Source organism: Streptomyces sp. NPDC058985, assembly GCF_042740985.1.
Lineage (GTDB): Bacteria > Actinomycetota > Actinomycetes > Streptomycetales > Streptomycetaceae > Streptomyces.
In genome coordinates, this window is the sequence record NZ_JBHYJX010000007.1 from 137509 (window position 1) to 152916 (window position 15408).

The following is a 15408-nucleotide window of genomic DNA, read 5'->3' on the forward strand; positions in this document are numbered from 1 at the left end:
TCGTGGATCCTGTGTCGTGCAGTAGGGCGTGGGCTCATGCGCCCACGCGGTGGTCATGGTTCTCGCACATGGTGGTGAACGTTGTCGGGCTTGTGTGCTGGGCTGGTGGCTGGGTCGCCCTGCTGGGGATTTCGACTTACACGCCGAACTGGGTGGTGTGGGTGTTCATGCCGTACTTCATCTATGGGCCCTATCGAGTTGTCACGCAGCTGAAGTATTTTCCGGCAGCATTTCTGATGCTGCGCATCCTCCGCACGTATCCGTGGCAGGTGGTGCAGGGTGCCCCGCATGGGCTGACGAAGCGTCCCGAAGTGACGGGTAGACAGTATGGCTGGTTCGAGTTCGCCAATCCGGCCAAGAGGGATCAGAACTTGCCGCTCGTATTCCCTCGACATCTCCGGGTGGAGTGGTGGGCCCGCCGTATGGCTCCGCGAGCAGACGCTCGTTTGAAGGCGGACATCGAGACCGTTTGGTTTGCTGGCGATCCACGGTTCATCGGGGTCCTTGCCGCACCCGGCCGCAAAGGCGCGGCTCCTCGCCGCATGCACGTCGTCGAGCAGCGGATCGACGCACGGAGCGGTTGGCGCTTCGCCGACTGGGGTGCCACACACGATGACATCGAGCGCGGGCGCCGGGTCGGCGTCCATCCCGTCAATCCCTGAGGCGGTGCGTGATGAGTTCCGTAACGATCAGTGCCCACGCGTCCGTCTGGGATCCGCACGCGGAACTCTGGTTCGCGGAGCCGGCTGGCTTCACGGCTCTGCCGCTGGACGCTCTGCTTGCCGAACCGGGCGCTCAAGCTGCCGACGGCATGCGTAGGGCCATGGCACCGCTGCTTGCGGCGGCACCCAGCGAAGCGGCTCGGCAGCAGTTCATCGCTCTGGTCGCCTCGGGCCAGCAGATGCTTGCCGCATTGTGTGAGTTCGGAACCGTTCACTGTTCCGTCGGCATGCACCGCGACGACATCGGTCGTGGGTCTCGTCCCCTGCTCTCCTTGTTCTCCATCGCATGGCGAGCCACTGCGACCGCACCAAGGGCGGCGACCGCGGCGCGAGCCGTGACCGGGGCGGTCGGCCACAGTCGTATCGAGTACCTCGAACTGCCCAGCGGTCCCGCAACGCTCAGCGAAACGACCTCACCCCCACCCCCCACCCCCATCCCCGGCCTCGCCCCGCTCTCCCTTCTCCAGATCCACGCCCACCTCCCACACCCCGACTGCAACCGCATGGCCGTTCTCACCTTGAGCACCACAGCTCTCGCGCGTCGGGGCGAGTACCGGGCGATTCTGCGGCAGGTGGTCGAGACGGTCAGGTTTGTGGATCCGCTGGCGGCGGAGGCGTAATGCTGTTGTCCGGTGGGGCGGGGCGCGGGTAGGAAGTGGGGCATGACTGGACTCGGTGCCGTATTCCGCCCCCAGCTCGCCCCCGAGCGGCTGCGTTCCGTGGCTCGTGTCGCCGACGAGACCGGGCTGGAGGAGCTGTGGCTCTGGGAGGACTGCTTCCGTGAGGGTGGGATCTCCACCCTCGCCGCCGCGCTCGCGTGGACCGAACGGGTGCGGGTCGGGGTCGGACTGCTCCCCGTGCCCCTGCGCAACGTGGCCATCACCGCGATGGAGGCCGCGACCCTGCACCGGATGTTCCCCGGCCGGGCCGTTCTCGGCGTCGGGCACGGGGTGCAGGACTGGATGGGGCAGGTGGGGGCGCGGGTCGAGTCGCCTCTGACGCTGTTGCGCGAGTATGTGCTCGCTCTACGGGGCCTGCTGGACGGACAGCGGATGACGACCGAGGGGCGCTACGTCCGGCTCGACGACGTCGCGCTCGACTGGCCGCCCGCCGGAGCCGTCGACGTGTTCGCCGGCGCCGCCGGGCCCCGTTCGCTGCGGCTGGCCGGTGAGGCCGCCGACGGGACCGTGCTCACTGCGTCCACCTCGCCCGACGGGGTCCGACGGGCCCGGCGGCTCATCGACGAGGGGCGGGAGGCCGCCGGGCGGACGGACGCGCACACGGTCGTCGTCTATCTCCTCACCGCCACCGGGTCCGGCGCGGCCGAGCGGCTGCGGGCCGAACTGGTCGCCGAGGGCGACGCCGACGTGCCCGGTCTCGGGGTCGCGGGGGACGCGCAGGCCGTTGCCGAGGCCGTGGGGCGGTTGGCCGAGGCCGGGGCCGACACCGTGATCCTCCAGCCGACCGGGGACGAGCCCGACCCGGAGGCGTTCGTGCGGTTCGCCGCCGAGGCGGTCCGGCCCCTGGTGAAGTAGCAGCCCGCCTTCGCTGCATTGCCCTATCAATTTTCCTAGTTTTGTAATCCCCCTCAGCTCGTTGAACGGATTCGCCCGCATGCTCTCCCAGCCTCACCCCCGGACCTTCGACGAGCTCCTCGCCGAAGGCGCCTCCGTGTCCACCGAAGGGTGGGACTTCTCCTGGTTCGAGGGGCGGGCCACCGAGGCGCGGCCGTCCTGGGGGTACGCGTTGTCCATGGCGGGGCGGCTGACCGAGGCCACCGCCGTGCTGGACGTGCAGACCGGGGGAGGGGAGGTGCTGGACTTCGCCCTCCAGCAGGGCGGGGCCGAGCGCCGGCCCCCGCTCGTCGTCGCCACCGAGGGCTGGGCGCCCAACGTCGCCAAGGCCACCCGGCTGCTCCGCCCGCGCGGTGTCCCCGTCGTCGCCTCGCCCGACGACGCGCCCCTGCCCTTCGCCGAGGGCGCCTTCGATCTCGTCGTCAGCAGGCACCCGGTCCAGCCGCACTGGGACGAGATCGCCCGCGTACTCGCGCCCGGCGGCACGTACTTCGCCCAGCACGTCGGTCCCGCCAGCGTCTTCGAGCTGGTCGAGTACTTTCTGGGGCCGCTGCCCCAGGAGAGCTACGGCCACCGCGACCCCGAGCGTGAGCGTGCCGACGCCGAGGCCGCCGGGCTCGAGGTCGTCGGTCTGCGGGCGGAGCGGCTGCGGATGGAGTTCCGCGAGGTCGGCGCCGTCGTCCACTTCCTGCGCAAGGTCGTCTGGATGGTCCCCGGCTTCACCGTCGAGGCGTACCGCGACCGGCTGCGCCACCTGCACGAGCGCATCGAGGCCGAGGGGCCCTTCGTGGCGCACAGCGCGCGGCACCTCTTCGACCTGCGCAAGCCGCACGGCAGTTGAATTCAACTAGCAGCCGTAGCCGTAGCCGTAGCCGCAGCCGCAGCAGCGGCGGCGGCCGGCTGCGGAGCCGGCCCTCATGCGTGCGCGCCCACCCGTACCTCTCCGATCACCAGCTCCGCCCGCGCCTCCAGGACCGCCCCCACCCGTTCCGCCCGCACCGCCAGTTCCCGTTCTTGCCGTGCCGTCAGGCGGCCGAGCGGTTCCACCGTGACCGTCGTCCGGCGGCCCCGGCGCCGCTGGTGCCAGACGCCCGCCGCGACGCCGTCGACCAGCAGTACGGGGAAGTTGCCGGCCTGCCCGCCCGCGAGCGCCCGCTCGTAGGCCGCGCCGGGGAAGAGCAGCTCCCGGGGCTGGGCGGCGATGAGGTACGCGTCGAAGTACGGGAGCAGGCGTACCCCGCGTACCAGGTCGTCCCGTTCCGGGGCGGCGGGGAAGCCGGTGTCGCCGGCCGCCACCCACGCCGGTGCCCCCTCGAAGTCGACCTCCTCGATCTCGCCCGCGCCGGCCAGCTCCTCGTACAGGCCCCTGGCCCAGGCGGGTGGCGCGGCTAGCCAGCGGGCGAAGTGCTGGGGTGTGGCGGGGCCGTACGCCCGCAGGTAGCGGCCGGCCAGGAGGCGCGTCGCCTCCTCGGGCGGGAGCGGGGTGAAGTGCGGTGGGCGGGTGTACGTCACCTTGCGGCCGCGGTGGGGGCCGAAGGAGAGGGCGCCGCAGTGGCCCGCCCGGTGCAGGACCTGGCGCCAGCGCGGCCACATGGTCTGGAACGCCGGCATCACCAGGTCGCCGGCCCAGGGACCGGTGCGGGCGACGACCTCCTCGCCGAGTTCGTCGATGGTCAGGAACCTGCCGTCGAGCGCGTCGCCGATCGCCGCCACGACCTGCGCGGCCTGGTCCTCGGTGAGGCGTACGCCGGGAGCGAAGGATCCCGAGCCGTCGGGGACGGCGGGCAGCGCGGCGCACCACATCGGGAGGTCGCGGGCCGGGAGCAGGTGCACCGTGCCGCGCGGGCCGTGTGTCTTGATCAGTGACGGGGCCGGGCCGGGCGCGGTGGGTGAGGCGGCCGGCCACAAGGCGTTCCGTACGTCCACCCGGGTGATGTCCTCGGTCCGCAGACCGACCGACAGCTCGGCCGCGGACAGGACCTGGGCGTGGACGCCGAGCATCGCGGCGGCCACGTCGGCGGCCGGGGTGCCCGTTCGGGCGGACTTGGCCAGGAACTGTCGTTCGAGGCGCCGTGCGCTCGCGGCGGCCCAAGTGATCCGCGTCTTCTTCGTCATGAGGTGACGTTAGGGGAGCACTAGGACGGATTTCGTCCCAGTGGACCGGGGCGGGGTGGGAGCTGTCCGGGCGTATGGGGCGTGCCTTCGCAAAGGTCGTGGTGGCCGGAGCAAGGGTGCGAAATCACCCTCTGATCCTCACAGGGTTTCCACATCGTTATTCATCGTTGTCCTCCACGGGTCCGTTCGGTGCGGGTGGGTCACGTAAATTCGAACCACGTGATTCGCGTGAGCAAAGCTGCGCGGGCGGCACCGCGCAGTGGAGGGGGCTGCGCGGTGCCGGGTCAAGCGCGCGTGCCCCTCGTGCGTCACCCGGTCGGGGGATGTGGGGGTGGCCGCGGGGCTGGCTCGGGACCGGCCCTCTCGTCACTCCACTCACCTGTGAATCCGCGGTGTATTCGCCGTGTATCCGGCGTGCGTGCGGGGGTGGCCGTGTTTTGGCCATGATTCAGGGCGGAATGAGCGCTTCCGAGGGCATCTCGGCGTCGCGGGCCGACTCCGGAGAGTAGTTGTGGCACGCCGATGCACGCAGCATCACTTACAAAGGGTTATGGTGGAAACCCCCCCTCGGGCCGGTCCGTATCCCCCCCCACGGACCGGCCCGTTTTTTCTGTCCGGCCGCGGGTCCGCCCGCCCCGCCCCGCCTGCCCGTCGCGCCGCCGGCCCGCTATAAGCCCCTACGGGCTCCCTGCGGGACTCCCGTAACGAGGAGTTCACCGGTGCGCCCTCCTGGGTCGTGGCATGGCTGCGCTCTTTCCAGGGCATAAGGCAAGCAGGTCGACGCCCGAACCACGGGTGTCGGATCCTCAGCGGACGGCACGGAGCCGTCCGCCCGGGAGGCCCTTTGCACCAGCCCCACCGTGCGGTCACGGCACGGAAGACGCGGCGGAGGACCGGCCCACGGTCCGCGCCAGTGCAGGGCGGCCCCAAGGGCCTGCGTCCGCCAGGTCCTGGACCCGTCGGCTCATTGACGCCCTCCCGGCCCAGCGTCCACTCCGTCGCTCCCCGACCTCATCCGAGGGGGTACGTCCTTCCGTGGTGACCAGCACAAAGCGCCACAAGCCAGATCGGCGCACCTACGTTCTCGACACCAGCGTCCTGCTGGCCGACCCGAACGCTCTGCACCGCTTCGACGAGCACGAGGTCGTGCTCCCCATCGTCGTGGTCACGGAGCTGGAGGCCAAACGGCACCATCCCGAACTCGGCTACTTCGCCCGGCAGGCCCTGCGCCTGCTCGACGAGTTCCGCGTCCGGCACGGTCGCCTCGACGCCCCCATTCCGATCGGGGACCTCGGCGGCACCGTCCGTGTCGAGCTCAACCACTCGGACCCCAGCGTGCTGCCCACCGGCTACCGCCTGGGGGACAACGACTCCCGCATCCTCGCGGTCGCCCGCAATCTGCAGGCGGAGGGGTACGACGTCACCGTCGTGTCCAAGGATCTCCCGCTCAGGATCAAGGCGTCCTCCGTCGGTCTGCTCGCCGAGGAGTACCGCGCCGAGCTGGCCATCACGGACGCCTCCGGCTGGACCGGAATGTCCGAAGTGACGCTGCCCGGCGAGCAGGTGGACATCCTCTTCGAGGAGGGGCACGTCTACGTCCCCGAGGCCGCCGAGCTGCCCGTGCACACCGGTCTGACCATCCAGTCGGAGCGCGGCAAGGCCCTCGGCCGGGTCACGCCCGACGGCAACGTCCGGCTGGTGCGCGGCGACCGGGAGGCGTTCGGCATCAAGGGCCGCAGCGCCGAGCAGCGCATCGCGCTCGACCTGCTCCTCGACCCGGACGTCGGGATCGTGTCGATGGGCGGCCGGGCCGGCACCGGCAAGTCGGCGCTGGCGCTGTGCGCGGGCCTGGAAGCGGTCCTGGAGCGCCGGCAGCACCAGAAGGTGATGGTCTTCCGTCCCCTCTACGCGGTCGGCGGGCAGGAGCTCGGCTATCTGCCCGGGTCCGAGGCCGAGAAGATGAGCCCCTGGGCACAGGCGGTCTTCGACACGCTGTCGGCGGTCACCAGCCGCGAGGTCATCGAGGAGGTCACCGCACGCGGGATGCTGGAGGTCCTGCCGCTCACCCACATCCGCGGGCGCTCGCTGCACGACGCGTTCGTCATCGTGGACGAGGCCCAGTCCCTGGAGCGGAACGTCCTGCTGACCGTGCTGTCCCGGGTCGGCGCCAATTCACGGGTCGTGCTGACCCACGACGTGGCCCAGCGGGACAACCTGCGGGTGGGGAGGTACGACGGAGTCGTCGCCGTGGTCGAGAAGCTGAAGGGGCATCCGCTCTTCGCGCACGTCACCCTGACGCGTTCCGAGAGGTCCCAGATCGCGGCGCTGGTGACCGAAATGCTGGAGGACGGTCACATCTGACCCGTCTCTGAACCATCCGCGAACTCCGACCCGTGACGGGTCGGTTGTCCGACAATCGGCGCCGTCCGGAAAGGCCAAGAGCCTAGCCGGGCGGCGCCGCGGTGCGTGTGCGTTTCCGGGAATCCCTTGGGCCAAACGGGATGTGAGCTTTCACACGCAACGCAGAATTGCCTCACCCCGTCGGGTTACGGCAGAGTCTCATTCCTGTCAGGCCCCGCATACGACACACCTGTACCCCCAGCGGTACGGCACCACAGCAGCACCAGCCTCAACTCCATAGCAGCGTCGTATGCCGCCCGAGCACCACACGGCGCTCTCCGTCAGGGGAGTTGTCCACCGGGCCCGTGCCTCCCGTGACCAGTAGTTGAGGAGGCCAGCGTCAGGGGCACGATTGCGTCCGCGAGGGTCACCGAAGCGGGCGATGCTGGAAGGAAACCGTGTGAGCCGGATCTCGGTCCGGGGATTCGCAGTGGCCTCGGCCACGGCAGTCACCGCTGTCGGTAGCGTCGTCGGAGTTGCCTCGGGCAGCACCGCGCAGAGCAACGACGCGGAGGCGACGGCAGCCGGCACGACGCTGCTCGCGGACATCCCCATGGGTGAGCAGGCGCAGGTGCAGACCGCGTCCCTGACTCAGCAGGCCGACGTGCAGGCCATCGCCGCGGACGCGACCGCCAAGAAGGGCGCGGAGGAAGCCGCCCGCAAGGCAGCCGCCAAGACCGCCGTGGCCAAGCAGGAGAAGGCCAAGCAGGCGGCCGAGGAGGCCGCCAAGAAGCGCGAGGAGGAGAAGGAGGCGGCCAGTCGCAGCGCCGAGCGCGACTCCACCAGCTTCGCCGTCCAGAGCTCCTACAGCACGGGCCAGATCCAGGCGATGGCCCGTCAGATGGTGCCCAGCGGCCAGTGGCAGTGCTTCAGCAACATCGTGGACCACGAGTCCAGCTGGAACTACCAGGCCGTCAACCCCTCCTCCGGTGCCTACGGTCTCTTCCAGGCCCTGCCCGCGGGCAAGTACGCCTCCGCGGGTGCCGACTGGCGCACCAACCCGGCCACCCAGATCAAGTGGGGCCTCAGCTACATGGACGGCCGCTACGGCAGCCCGTGTGAGGCCTGGGCCTTCTGGCAGGCCAACCACTGGTACTGAGCCCGCCGTCCGCCCGGCGCGGACCCCGCTCAACCTCGCGCAGCCCCTCTCCGTCCTACGGTGAGGGGCTTTCGCGTTGCCGCCCTGTACGGTCGGACCGGACGACTCCGGGGGGAGTGGTGGGGAAAGACGGGGGAAGAGGACGGATCATGTCGCGAGTGCCAGGGTGGCTCGGCCGGCTCGGCGCCGGACTGACGCAGATGAGCGGGCGGTTGGAGCAGCGCCGCCAGGAGGCGCGGCGGGACGCCGTCGACGACACAGGGGTGGGGTCCTCCGCCCAGGGGCCCCCGACCCCCGAGGAAGCGGCGCACGAGTACGCCGCCACGCACCACGCGGTCGTGGTCCGTGACCGCCCCGACCCCGCGCAGGCCGTGCCCTGGGGCGTACGGGTCGCCGCGGAGGCCGGGTGGCGGCTGCTGGTGCTGGCCGGCACCGTGTGGGTGCTCATGCGGGTCATCAGCGCCGTACAGCTGGTGGTGCTGGCGTTCGTCGCCGCCCTGCTGATCACGGCGCTGCTCCAGCCGGCCGTGGCGTGGCTGCGTCGGCACGGGGTGCCGCGCGGGCCGGCCACCGCCCTGACGGCGATCCTCGGGTTCGTGGTGATGGGCCTGATCGGCTGGTTCGTCACCTGGCAGGTCATGGAGAACATCGACAACCTCTCCGACCAGGTCCAGGACGGCATCGACGAACTGCGCAACTGGCTGCTGAACAGCCCCTTCCACGTCACCGACAAGCAGATCAACGAGATCGCCAAGAACCTGCGCGAGGCGGTCGGCGCCAACACCGACCAGATAACGTCCGCCGGTCTGGAGGGCGTCACGGTCGTCGTCGAGGCGCTCACCGGCATCCTGCTGGCCGCCTTCTCGACGCTCTTCCTGCTCTACGACGGCAAGCGCATCTGGCAGTGGACGCTGAAGCTGGTGCCCGCGGCGGCCCGGCCGGGCGTCGCCGGTGCCGGCCCCCGCGCCTGGCGGACGCTGACGGCGTACGTGCGGGGCACGGTGATCGTGGCGCTGATCGACGCCATCTTCATCGGCCTCGGCATCTACTTCCTCGACGTGCCGATGGCCGTGCCGCTGGCCGTGTTCATCTTCCTGTTCGCCTTCATCCCGCTGGTCGGCGCGGTGGTCTCGGGCGCGCTCGCGGTCGTCGTGGCGCTGGTGACACAGGGCGTGTTCGCGGCGGTCATGACCCTCGTGGTGGTGCTGGCGGTGCAGCAGATCGAGGGGCACATCCTCCAGCCGTTCATCCTCGGGCGCGCGGTGCGGGTCCACCCGCTGGCCGTGGTGCTGTCCGTGGCCGCCGGCGGCATGATCGCCGGCATCGGCGGCGCGGTGGTCGCCGTACCACTGGTGGCGGTGACGAACACCGTCGTGGGCTACCTGCGGGCGTACTCCCGCGAGGCCGCCGTACGGCAGGCGGCCAAGCCGCACGGGGCGACCGCCATGGACGCCTCACCGGCGACGGATGCGCCGCCGAAGCCGCCGCCGCCGGAGGCGGAGCCGCAGTCGGACGCCTCCCCGGCGTAGGTCCCGGCGGCACGACGGTCCCGGCGACGCGACGGGCCCCGCCCACCGGAAGGTGGGCGGGGCCCGTCGTATGCGTGCCGCGTGGCGGGACTACTGGTCGGCCAGGACCGCCTCGGCGTCCAGCGTGACGCCGACGGCCTCGACGACGGCGGCGATCTTGAACGCCTCCTGAATCGTCTCGCGGTCCACACCGGCCTTGCGGAGCACCTGCTCGTGCGAGTCCAGGCACATGCCGCAGCCGTTGATGGCGGAGACCGCGAAGGACCACAGCTCGAAGTCGACCTTGTCGACGCCCGGGTTGCCGATGACGTTCATCCGCAGACCGGCGCGCAGGGTGCCGTACTCGTGGTCCGACAGCAGGTGCCGGGTGCGGTAGAAGACGTTGTTCATCGCCATCACGGCGGCGGCCGACTTGGCGGCCTGGTACGCCTCCGGCGACAGGTTCGCCTTCGCCTCCGGCTCCAGCTCGCGCAGGACGATGGGGGAGCGCGAGGCGATGGCGGTCGCCAGCACGGTGCCCCACAGCTGCTGCGCCGGGAGGTCGGAGTTGCCGATGACCGAGCCCAGGTTGAGCTTCAGGTCCTTGGCGTAGTCCGGGACGGCGGACTTCAGGGAGTCGAGGGACATGTCAGATCACTCTCCCGAGAGCAGCGCGACCGGGTCGAGGGTCTCGTCGCCCTTGCTCCAGTTGCACGGGCACAGCTCGTCGGTCTGCAGGGCGTCGAGGACCCGCAGGACCTCCTTGGGGTTACGGCCGACCGAGCCGGCGGTCACCATGGAGAACTGGATCTCGTTGTTCTGGTCCACGATGAACACGGCGCGCTTGGCGAAGCCGTCCTCGCCCTCGATGCCGAGGTCGCGCATCAGCTCGTGCTTGGAGTCCGCCATCATCGGGAAGGGCAGGTCACGCAGGTCGTCGTGGTCCTTGCGCCAGGCGTGGTGGACGAACTCGGAGTCGCCGGAGAAGCCGAGGACCTGGGCGTCACGGTCGGCGAACTCGTCGTTCAGCTTGCCGAAGGCGGCGATCTCGGTCGGGCACACGAAGGTGAAGTCCTTGGGCCACGCGAAGATGACCTTCCACTGACCCTCGTAGGTCTTGTGGTTGATCTGCTGGAACTCCGCGCCCTTCTCCAGCGAGACGCAGGCGGTCAGATCGAACTCGGGGAACTTGTCACCGACAGTGAGCACACGCTCTCCTTGCAGCGAGGAAACACCCGTTTTGTCGGTGTTTCCCATGGGTTGGACGTTCTTGATGTTGGCACAGGGTGCATTGATTAGTGAAATAGCTACACTCGGTCGAGTTGATCGGAGGTGGCTATTAGTGTCCGGTAAGAAGAGGCAGCCCAGCCTCGCCCAGCTGCGGGCTTTCGACGCGGTCGCGGAGCACCTGCATTTCCGCGACGCCGCCGCGGCGATCGGGATGAGTCAGCCCGCGCTCTCGGGCGCCGTCTCCGCGCTGGAGGAGGCACTGGGTGTCACCCTCCTGGAGCGCACGACGCGCAAGGTGCTGCTCTCCCCGGCCGGCGCCCGGCTCGCGGTGCGAACGAAGGCGGTACTGGCGGAGGTCGGCGCGCTGCTGGAGGAGGCGGAGGCGGTACGGGCGCCCTTCACCGGCGCGCTGCGGCTCGGCGTCATCCCGACCGTGGCGCCGTACCTGCTGCCGACGGTGCTGCGCCTCGTCCACGACCGCTACCCCGACCTCGACCTCCAGGTCCACGAGGAACAGACCGCGAGCCTCCTGGACGGCCTCACCACCGGCCGCCTCGACCTGCTGCTGCTCGCCGTCCCGCTCGGCGTGCCCGGGGTCACGGAACTCCCCCTCTTCGACGAGGACTTCGTACTCGTCACCCCGCTCGACCACCGGCTCGGCGGCCGGGAGGGGATCGACCGCTCGGTGCTGCGCGAGCTGAACCTGCTGCTCCTCGACGAAGGCCACTGCCTGCGCGACCAGGCGCTGGACATCTGCCGGGAGGCGGGCCGCGCGGGTGTCCCCGCGACGACCACGGCCGCCGGTCTGTCCACCCTGGTCCAGCTGGTGGCGGGCGGCCTCGGGGTCACCCTGCTGCCCCGCACCGCGGTCCGCGTGGAGACCTCCCGCTCCACCCAGCTCCTCACCGCCTCCTTCACCGACCCGGCCCCGACCCGCCGCATCGCCCTCGCCATGCGCACGGGCGCGGCCCGCGGCGCGGAGTACGAGGAGCTGGCCGCGGCGCTGAGGGAGGCGATGGGGGACCTGCCGGTACGGACGGTCGCTGCCTGAGGCCCCGCCCGTCCCGTACTTCGGTCGCTGCCTGAGCCCCGCCCGTCCCGTACTCCCTGCGGGCCCGGGCCGGCCCGGGCGCGCGCGTGGGGCCCGTGCCTCGTGGACACGGACCCCAACACCCGCCGCCCGCGCGGCTACTCGGTGCGCAGCCCTTCCGGCCGCATCAGCCGCAGCAGCGGAGGCAGGCTGCACAGCGTCACCGCCAGGACGACCGCCGCGCCGATGCCGGTCATGGACAGGACGCCGGTCCAGTCGACGCGGACCGGGGTGTCCGTCATCTTCAGGAGGACCGTGCCCAGGGCCAGGCCGACCACCGAGGCCAGCAGCAGGCCCAGCGCGATGGGGATCGCCGTCTGCCACAGCACCGACAGGCTCAGGGTGCGGCGCCGGGTGCCGAAGGCGACCAGGGCCGACAGGAGCCTCTTGCGTTCGCGCAACTGCTCCAGCTGCGAGATCAGCAGACTGGCACCGATCAGCGCCAGCACACAGGTCGCCCCGACGAACAGGCCGGTGCGGATGGCGTCGAACCGGTCGGTGCGCTCCGTCGCGGACCACGTCACGGCGTCGGCCAGCGGGTGGACGGCCTCCGTGGTGTTCCGCACGTGGTCCTTCACGTCCGGCACCGACTCGTCGAGCCGGAGGTAGGCGTGCCCGTCGAGGGCGGGAGCCATCGCGGACGACATCGCCTTCGGGGTGAGCAGGAACCCGCCCCGGTCGGTCCCGGCGAGCAGCCCGGGACGCGGCTTCGCCGTCTTCACGCCCTGCGGCACCGTCCAGGGGGCCTCCTGGCTCCTCGGGCCTCCCTCGTAGGACGGGTCGACGTACAGCTTCCGGCCCGCCACGGCCATCTCCATGGGGTCCACGTCGCCGTCCCACTCGGCACCCCGGACGGCGAACACGTCCCCGTCCGCGCACGAGTCCAGCTTGGCGATCTCCCGCAGTGACGCGCAGGTGCCCACCGTCATCGTCGTGCCGTTCTCCGGATCCCGGGCACGGTCGCCGACCCAGCCCTCGGAGTAGTCGAAGACCGCCTTCACACCCTTGGTGTCCCGCAGCTTCTCGGCGGCCGGGGCCACCGGCACGTCGCTCGGCAGCTGCACCTCCATCTGCGCCAGCGACACGTCCTGCCCGGTGGGTTTGGTGTAATCGCCGTCCACGCCGGTGAACAGCATCTGCAGCGCGATCGCCCCGGCGACGGCCACCGCGATGCCGTTGACCATGCGGGCCGCCGTACCGCTGCTCATCTGCAGCCTGCGCACGGCCAGTTGCCAGGCCACCCCGCCCGCACCGAGCCGGGCCACGACCGTCTCCACGATCCACGGCAGCAGCGCGGTCACACCGACCAGGAGCAGGACCACACCGCCGGTGACCATGTACTGGTTGAAGTCACCGCCTTCGCGCCCGTTGCCGATCATCGGGTAGAGCAGCGCCAGCCCGGCCAGCGGCAGCAGCAGCCGCCACCACAGCCGGCGCCGGGCCGGCCGCCCCGAGCGGACCACGCCGAGCGGTTCGATGACCACGCCGCGCAGCGCGAGCAGCGTCACCAGCACCGCCGCCGCCGGCACCGCCACCGCGACCAGCAGCGCCAGCAGCGGAGACGGGTTCAGATAGCTCGGGAACACGCTGATGTCGAAGACCTCGGCCGATCCGGCGAGCTGCCGCCCGACCAGGAAGAATCCGGCGCCGAAGACCAGCCCGAGCACCGCGCCCGCCAGGGCCTCACCGGCGGCGATCCGCCGGGTCATGCGGCTGTCGGAACCCACCAGCCTGAGCGCGGCCAGCCGCCGGTCCCGCCGCTCGCCGCCGAATCGCACGGCCGCGGCGATGAACACCGCGACCGGCATCAGCAGCACCACGAAGACGACCAGGATCAGCAGGAGGAGCACCGGGTCGGAGTCCTCCTCGGTCGGATCCGGGTCCCCGAACCGGTCGATACGGGTGACCCTGCTGCCGTCGATCCGCGGCGCGAGTCCGTCGCCGCCCCGGTAGAAGGCGAGTTCACTGGAGCCGATCAGCCCGCTCTCCCCGATGGTGCCGGCGATCCGGTCCGGCAGCCGCTCACGCAGCAGCGCGCCCGAGTCCGACTCCAGCAGCTCCTTCAGCGCCGGGGAGACCACCATCTCGCCGACCGCCGGGAACTTTTCCAGACCCGGCGGCAGCGGTGCCCGCGGACCCTCGGGCTCCAGCGCCCGGCCCCGCACGTCGTCGTCGCGGAAGTCACTGTCGACGTCGGCGACCACGACGGTGTCGTCGGCCTTCGGTATCCGCTCCAGCGAGAAGGTGAAGTCCGTACGGTCACTCTCCCGTTCGTGCCGGACCTCGAGCGCGTTCGGGACGGCCGTCGTCAGCAGGAGCAGCGCCACACCGAGTCCGACGCCGACGGCCGTCAGCGCGGCCCGGGTCCACCCCTCGCGGCCGCCGGTGAAGGCGAAGCGGACGCCCAGCACCAGGTCCGCGGCCCACTGACGCACGTTCATACGACGCGCTCCATGTCCCGGGACTTGCCGTCCCGTACGACGATCTCGCGGTCGGAGTAGGCCGCCACCCGCGCCTCGTGCGTGACCAGGACCACGGCCGCGTTGGTGGAGCGCGCGGCGTCAGTGAGGAGTTCCATCACGCGCTCGCCGTTGAGGGAGTCCAGCGCGCCGGTCGGCTCGTCGGCGAAGAGCACCCGCGGGTTGGTGACCAGGGACCGCGCCACCGCGACCCGCTGGCCCTGGCCGCCGGAGACCTCGCCGGGCCGCTTCTTGCTCAGGTCGTCGACCTCCAGCCGCTCCATCCAGGACAGTGCGGCCCGCTCGGCCTCCTTGCGGGCGGTGCCGTTCAGGCGGAGCGGGAGGGCGACGTTCTCGACGCAGGTCAGCTCCGGGACGAGCTGGCCGAACTGGAACACGAACCCGAACTCGGAGCGGCGCAGGGCGCTGCGCTCGGAGTCGCTCATGGCCGACAGCTCACGCGCGTTGTACGTGATGGTCCCCGAGTCGGGCGGCACGATGCCGGCGAGGCAGTGCAGCAGCGTCGACTTGCCGGAGCCGGAGGGACCCATCACGGCGACGACCTCGCCGGGGTGGATGGAGAACTCCGCGCCGTCGAGGGCGAGGGTGGGGCCGTACGCCTTGCGCAGCTGTTCGGCCGAGAGCAGGGAACCTGCGGGGGGAGTCATCGGGCTACCGCCTCACGGAGCTTGTCGAGGCGCGCCGCGGTCAGCTCCAGCCACCGCAGGTCGGCCTCCAGATGGAACAGGGCGTGGTCGCAGACGAGCTGGTCGGCGAGGTCGCCCTTGCGCTTGCGGTCGGTGAGGATGCGCATGCTGCGCAGGTGCTCCGACCGCTGGGTGTCGAGGAGGTCGGCGGCGTCGCGGTGGGTGAGCAGCGCGAGGACGACCTTGGTGTACAGCGTCGACTGGAGGTACGGCTCGGGCTTCTCCGGCGTGGCGAGCCACTGCTGTACGTCGGTGATCCCCGCGTCGGTGATGGCGTACCGCTTGCGCTCGGGACCGTCGCCCGCCTCTATGCCGTCGACGACGACGAGGCCGTTCTTCAGCAGGCGGGACATCGTCGAATAGACCTGGCCGTAGTGGAGCGGCCGGTCGTGACCGAACTTCTCGTCGAAGGCGCGCTTCAGGTCGTAACCGTGGCGCGGTCCTGACTCCAGGAGTCCCAGAAGGGTGTGACCGATGGACATGCGGAGCACTCTACACACGGTG

Annotated in this window: 14 protein-coding genes; 8 read left to right on the forward strand and 6 right to left on the reverse strand. The window is 70.9% G+C overall.

The window, feature by feature from the left end:
- Window positions 1-68 precede the first annotated feature (68 nt).
- The 4 genes from ACFW01_RS08725 (at window position 69) to ACFW01_RS08740 (ending at window position 3137) form a co-directional block, all read left to right on the forward strand.
- The gene (locus ACFW01_RS08725; RefSeq protein ID WP_384502696.1) at window positions 69-662 is read left to right on the forward strand and encodes a hypothetical protein; all 594 of its coding nucleotides are present in this window, start codon (window positions 69-71) and stop codon (window positions 660-662) included.
- Between the two features lie 11 nt (window positions 663-673).
- Window positions 674-1342: a hypothetical protein gene (locus tag ACFW01_RS08730; RefSeq protein ID WP_384502697.1), complete on the forward strand. Its 669-nt coding sequence runs from the start codon at window positions 674-676 to the stop codon at window positions 1340-1342.
- A gap of 42 nt (window positions 1343-1384) precedes the next feature.
- On the forward strand, window positions 1385-2257 hold the full coding sequence (locus ACFW01_RS08735; RefSeq protein WP_384502698.1) for an LLM class flavin-dependent oxidoreductase: 873 nt from the start codon (window positions 1385-1387) through the stop codon (window positions 2255-2257).
- Window positions 2258-2336: 79 nt separating this feature from the next.
- On the forward strand, window positions 2337-3137 hold the full coding sequence (locus ACFW01_RS08740) for a class I SAM-dependent methyltransferase (RefSeq protein WP_384502699.1): 801 nt from the start codon (window positions 2337-2339) through the stop codon (window positions 3135-3137).
- 74 nt (window positions 3138-3211) lie between these two features.
- Here the strand turns inward: ACFW01_RS08740 and ACFW01_RS08745 are convergent, their stop codons facing one another.
- Window positions 3212-4411 carry a winged helix DNA-binding domain-containing protein gene (locus ACFW01_RS08745; RefSeq protein WP_384502700.1) on the reverse strand — a complete coding sequence of 400 codons (1200 nt, stop codon included), beginning with the start codon at window positions 4409-4411 and terminating at the stop codon, window positions 3212-3214.
- A gap of 1035 nt (window positions 4412-5446) precedes the next feature.
- On the opposite strand from ACFW01_RS08745, the gene ACFW01_RS08750 reads away from it, so the two are divergent.
- The 3 genes from ACFW01_RS08750 to ACFW01_RS08760 all read left to right on the forward strand — a co-directional run bounded on the left by ACFW01_RS08750 (window position 5447) and on the right by ACFW01_RS08760 (window position 9439).
- Entirely contained in the window at window positions 5447-6772 is a 1326-nt protein-coding gene (locus ACFW01_RS08750) for a PhoH family protein (RefSeq protein ID WP_234954997.1), read from the forward strand.
- A 439-nt stretch (window positions 6773-7211) separates the two neighbouring features.
- Window positions 7212-7910 (forward strand): transglycosylase SLT domain-containing protein, encoded by a 699-nt coding sequence (locus ACFW01_RS08755; RefSeq protein WP_234954995.1) that lies wholly within the window; start codon window positions 7212-7214, stop codon window positions 7908-7910.
- A gap of 149 nt (window positions 7911-8059) precedes the next feature.
- On the forward strand, window positions 8060-9439 hold the full coding sequence (locus ACFW01_RS08760) for an AI-2E family transporter (protein WP_234954994.1): 1380 nt from the start codon (window positions 8060-8062) through the stop codon (window positions 9437-9439).
- Window positions 9440-9529: 90 nt separating this feature from the next.
- Here ACFW01_RS08760 and ACFW01_RS08765 read toward each other — a convergent pair whose 3' ends face one another.
- Together ACFW01_RS08765 and ACFW01_RS08770 are read right to left on the reverse strand one after the other, a co-directional pair.
- On the reverse strand, window positions 9530-10066 hold the full coding sequence (locus tag ACFW01_RS08765; protein WP_234954993.1) for an alkyl hydroperoxide reductase: 537 nt from the start codon (window positions 10064-10066) through the stop codon (window positions 9530-9532).
- A 6-nt stretch (window positions 10067-10072) separates the two neighbouring features.
- Window positions 10073-10627, reverse strand: a complete 555-nt coding sequence (locus tag ACFW01_RS08770) for a peroxiredoxin (protein WP_234954992.1) — start codon at window positions 10625-10627, stop codon at window positions 10073-10075.
- A 133-nt stretch (window positions 10628-10760) separates the two neighbouring features.
- Between ACFW01_RS08770 and ACFW01_RS08775 the strand changes: the two genes are divergently transcribed.
- On the forward strand, window positions 10761-11699 hold the full coding sequence (locus tag ACFW01_RS08775; protein ID WP_234954991.1) for a LysR substrate-binding domain-containing protein: 939 nt from the start codon (window positions 10761-10763) through the stop codon (window positions 11697-11699).
- Window positions 11700-11836: 137 nt separating this feature from the next.
- On the opposite strand, the gene ACFW01_RS08780 is transcribed toward ACFW01_RS08775, so the two are convergent.
- From ACFW01_RS08780 to ACFW01_RS08790, 3 genes are read right to left on the reverse strand one after another with little or no spacing between them, the layout of a single operon-like run.
- The gene (locus tag ACFW01_RS08780; RefSeq protein WP_384502701.1) at window positions 11837-14179 is read right to left on the reverse strand and encodes an ABC transporter permease; all 2343 of its coding nucleotides are present in this window, start codon (window positions 14177-14179) and stop codon (window positions 11837-11839) included.
- Complete coding sequence (locus ACFW01_RS08785) at window positions 14176-14865, reverse strand: ABC transporter ATP-binding protein (protein WP_234954989.1); 690 nt, start codon at window positions 14863-14865, stop codon at window positions 14176-14178. The genes ACFW01_RS08780 and ACFW01_RS08785 overlap by 4 nt, the downstream gene beginning before the upstream one ends.
- Window positions 14862-15386 carry a PadR family transcriptional regulator gene (locus ACFW01_RS08790; RefSeq protein WP_234954988.1) on the reverse strand — a complete coding sequence of 175 codons (525 nt, stop codon included), beginning with the start codon at window positions 15384-15386 and terminating at the stop codon, window positions 14862-14864. The genes ACFW01_RS08785 and ACFW01_RS08790 overlap by 4 nt, the downstream gene beginning before the upstream one ends.
- Window positions 15387-15408 lie beyond the last annotated feature (22 nt).

Bases quoted from the DNA above. Each gene is read 5' to 3' on its own strand.
- ACFW01_RS08725 (WP_384502696.1), top strand. From the start codon at position 69: ATGGTGGTGAACGTTGTCGGGCTTGTGTGCTGGGCTGGTGGCTGGGTC.
- ACFW01_RS08730 (WP_384502697.1), top strand. From the start codon at position 674: ATGAGTTCCGTAACGATCAGTGCCCACGCGTCCGTCTGGGATCCGCAC.
- ACFW01_RS08735 (WP_384502698.1), top strand. From the start codon at position 1,385: ATGACTGGACTCGGTGCCGTATTCCGCCCCCAGCTCGCCCCCGAGCGG.
- ACFW01_RS08740 (WP_384502699.1), top strand. From the start codon at position 2,337: ATGCTCTCCCAGCCTCACCCCCGGACCTTCGACGAGCTCCTCGCCGAA.
- ACFW01_RS08745 (WP_384502700.1), bottom strand. From the start codon at position 4,411: ATGACGAAGAAGACGCGGATCACTTGGGCCGCCGCGAGCGCACGGCGC.
- ACFW01_RS08760 (WP_234954994.1), top strand. From the start codon at position 8,060: ATGTCGCGAGTGCCAGGGTGGCTCGGCCGGCTCGGCGCCGGACTGACG.
- ACFW01_RS08765 (WP_234954993.1), bottom strand. From the start codon at position 10,066: ATGTCCCTCGACTCCCTGAAGTCCGCCGTCCCGGACTACGCCAAGGAC.
- ACFW01_RS08780 (WP_384502701.1), bottom strand. From the start codon at position 14,179: ATGAACGTGCGTCAGTGGGCCGCGGACCTGGTGCTGGGCGTCCGCTTC.
- ACFW01_RS08785 (WP_234954989.1), bottom strand. From the start codon at position 14,865: ATGACTCCCCCCGCAGGTTCCCTGCTCTCGGCCGAACAGCTGCGCAAG.
- ACFW01_RS08790 (WP_234954988.1), bottom strand. From the start codon at position 15,386: ATGTCCATCGGTCACACCCTTCTGGGACTCCTGGAGTCAGGACCGCGC.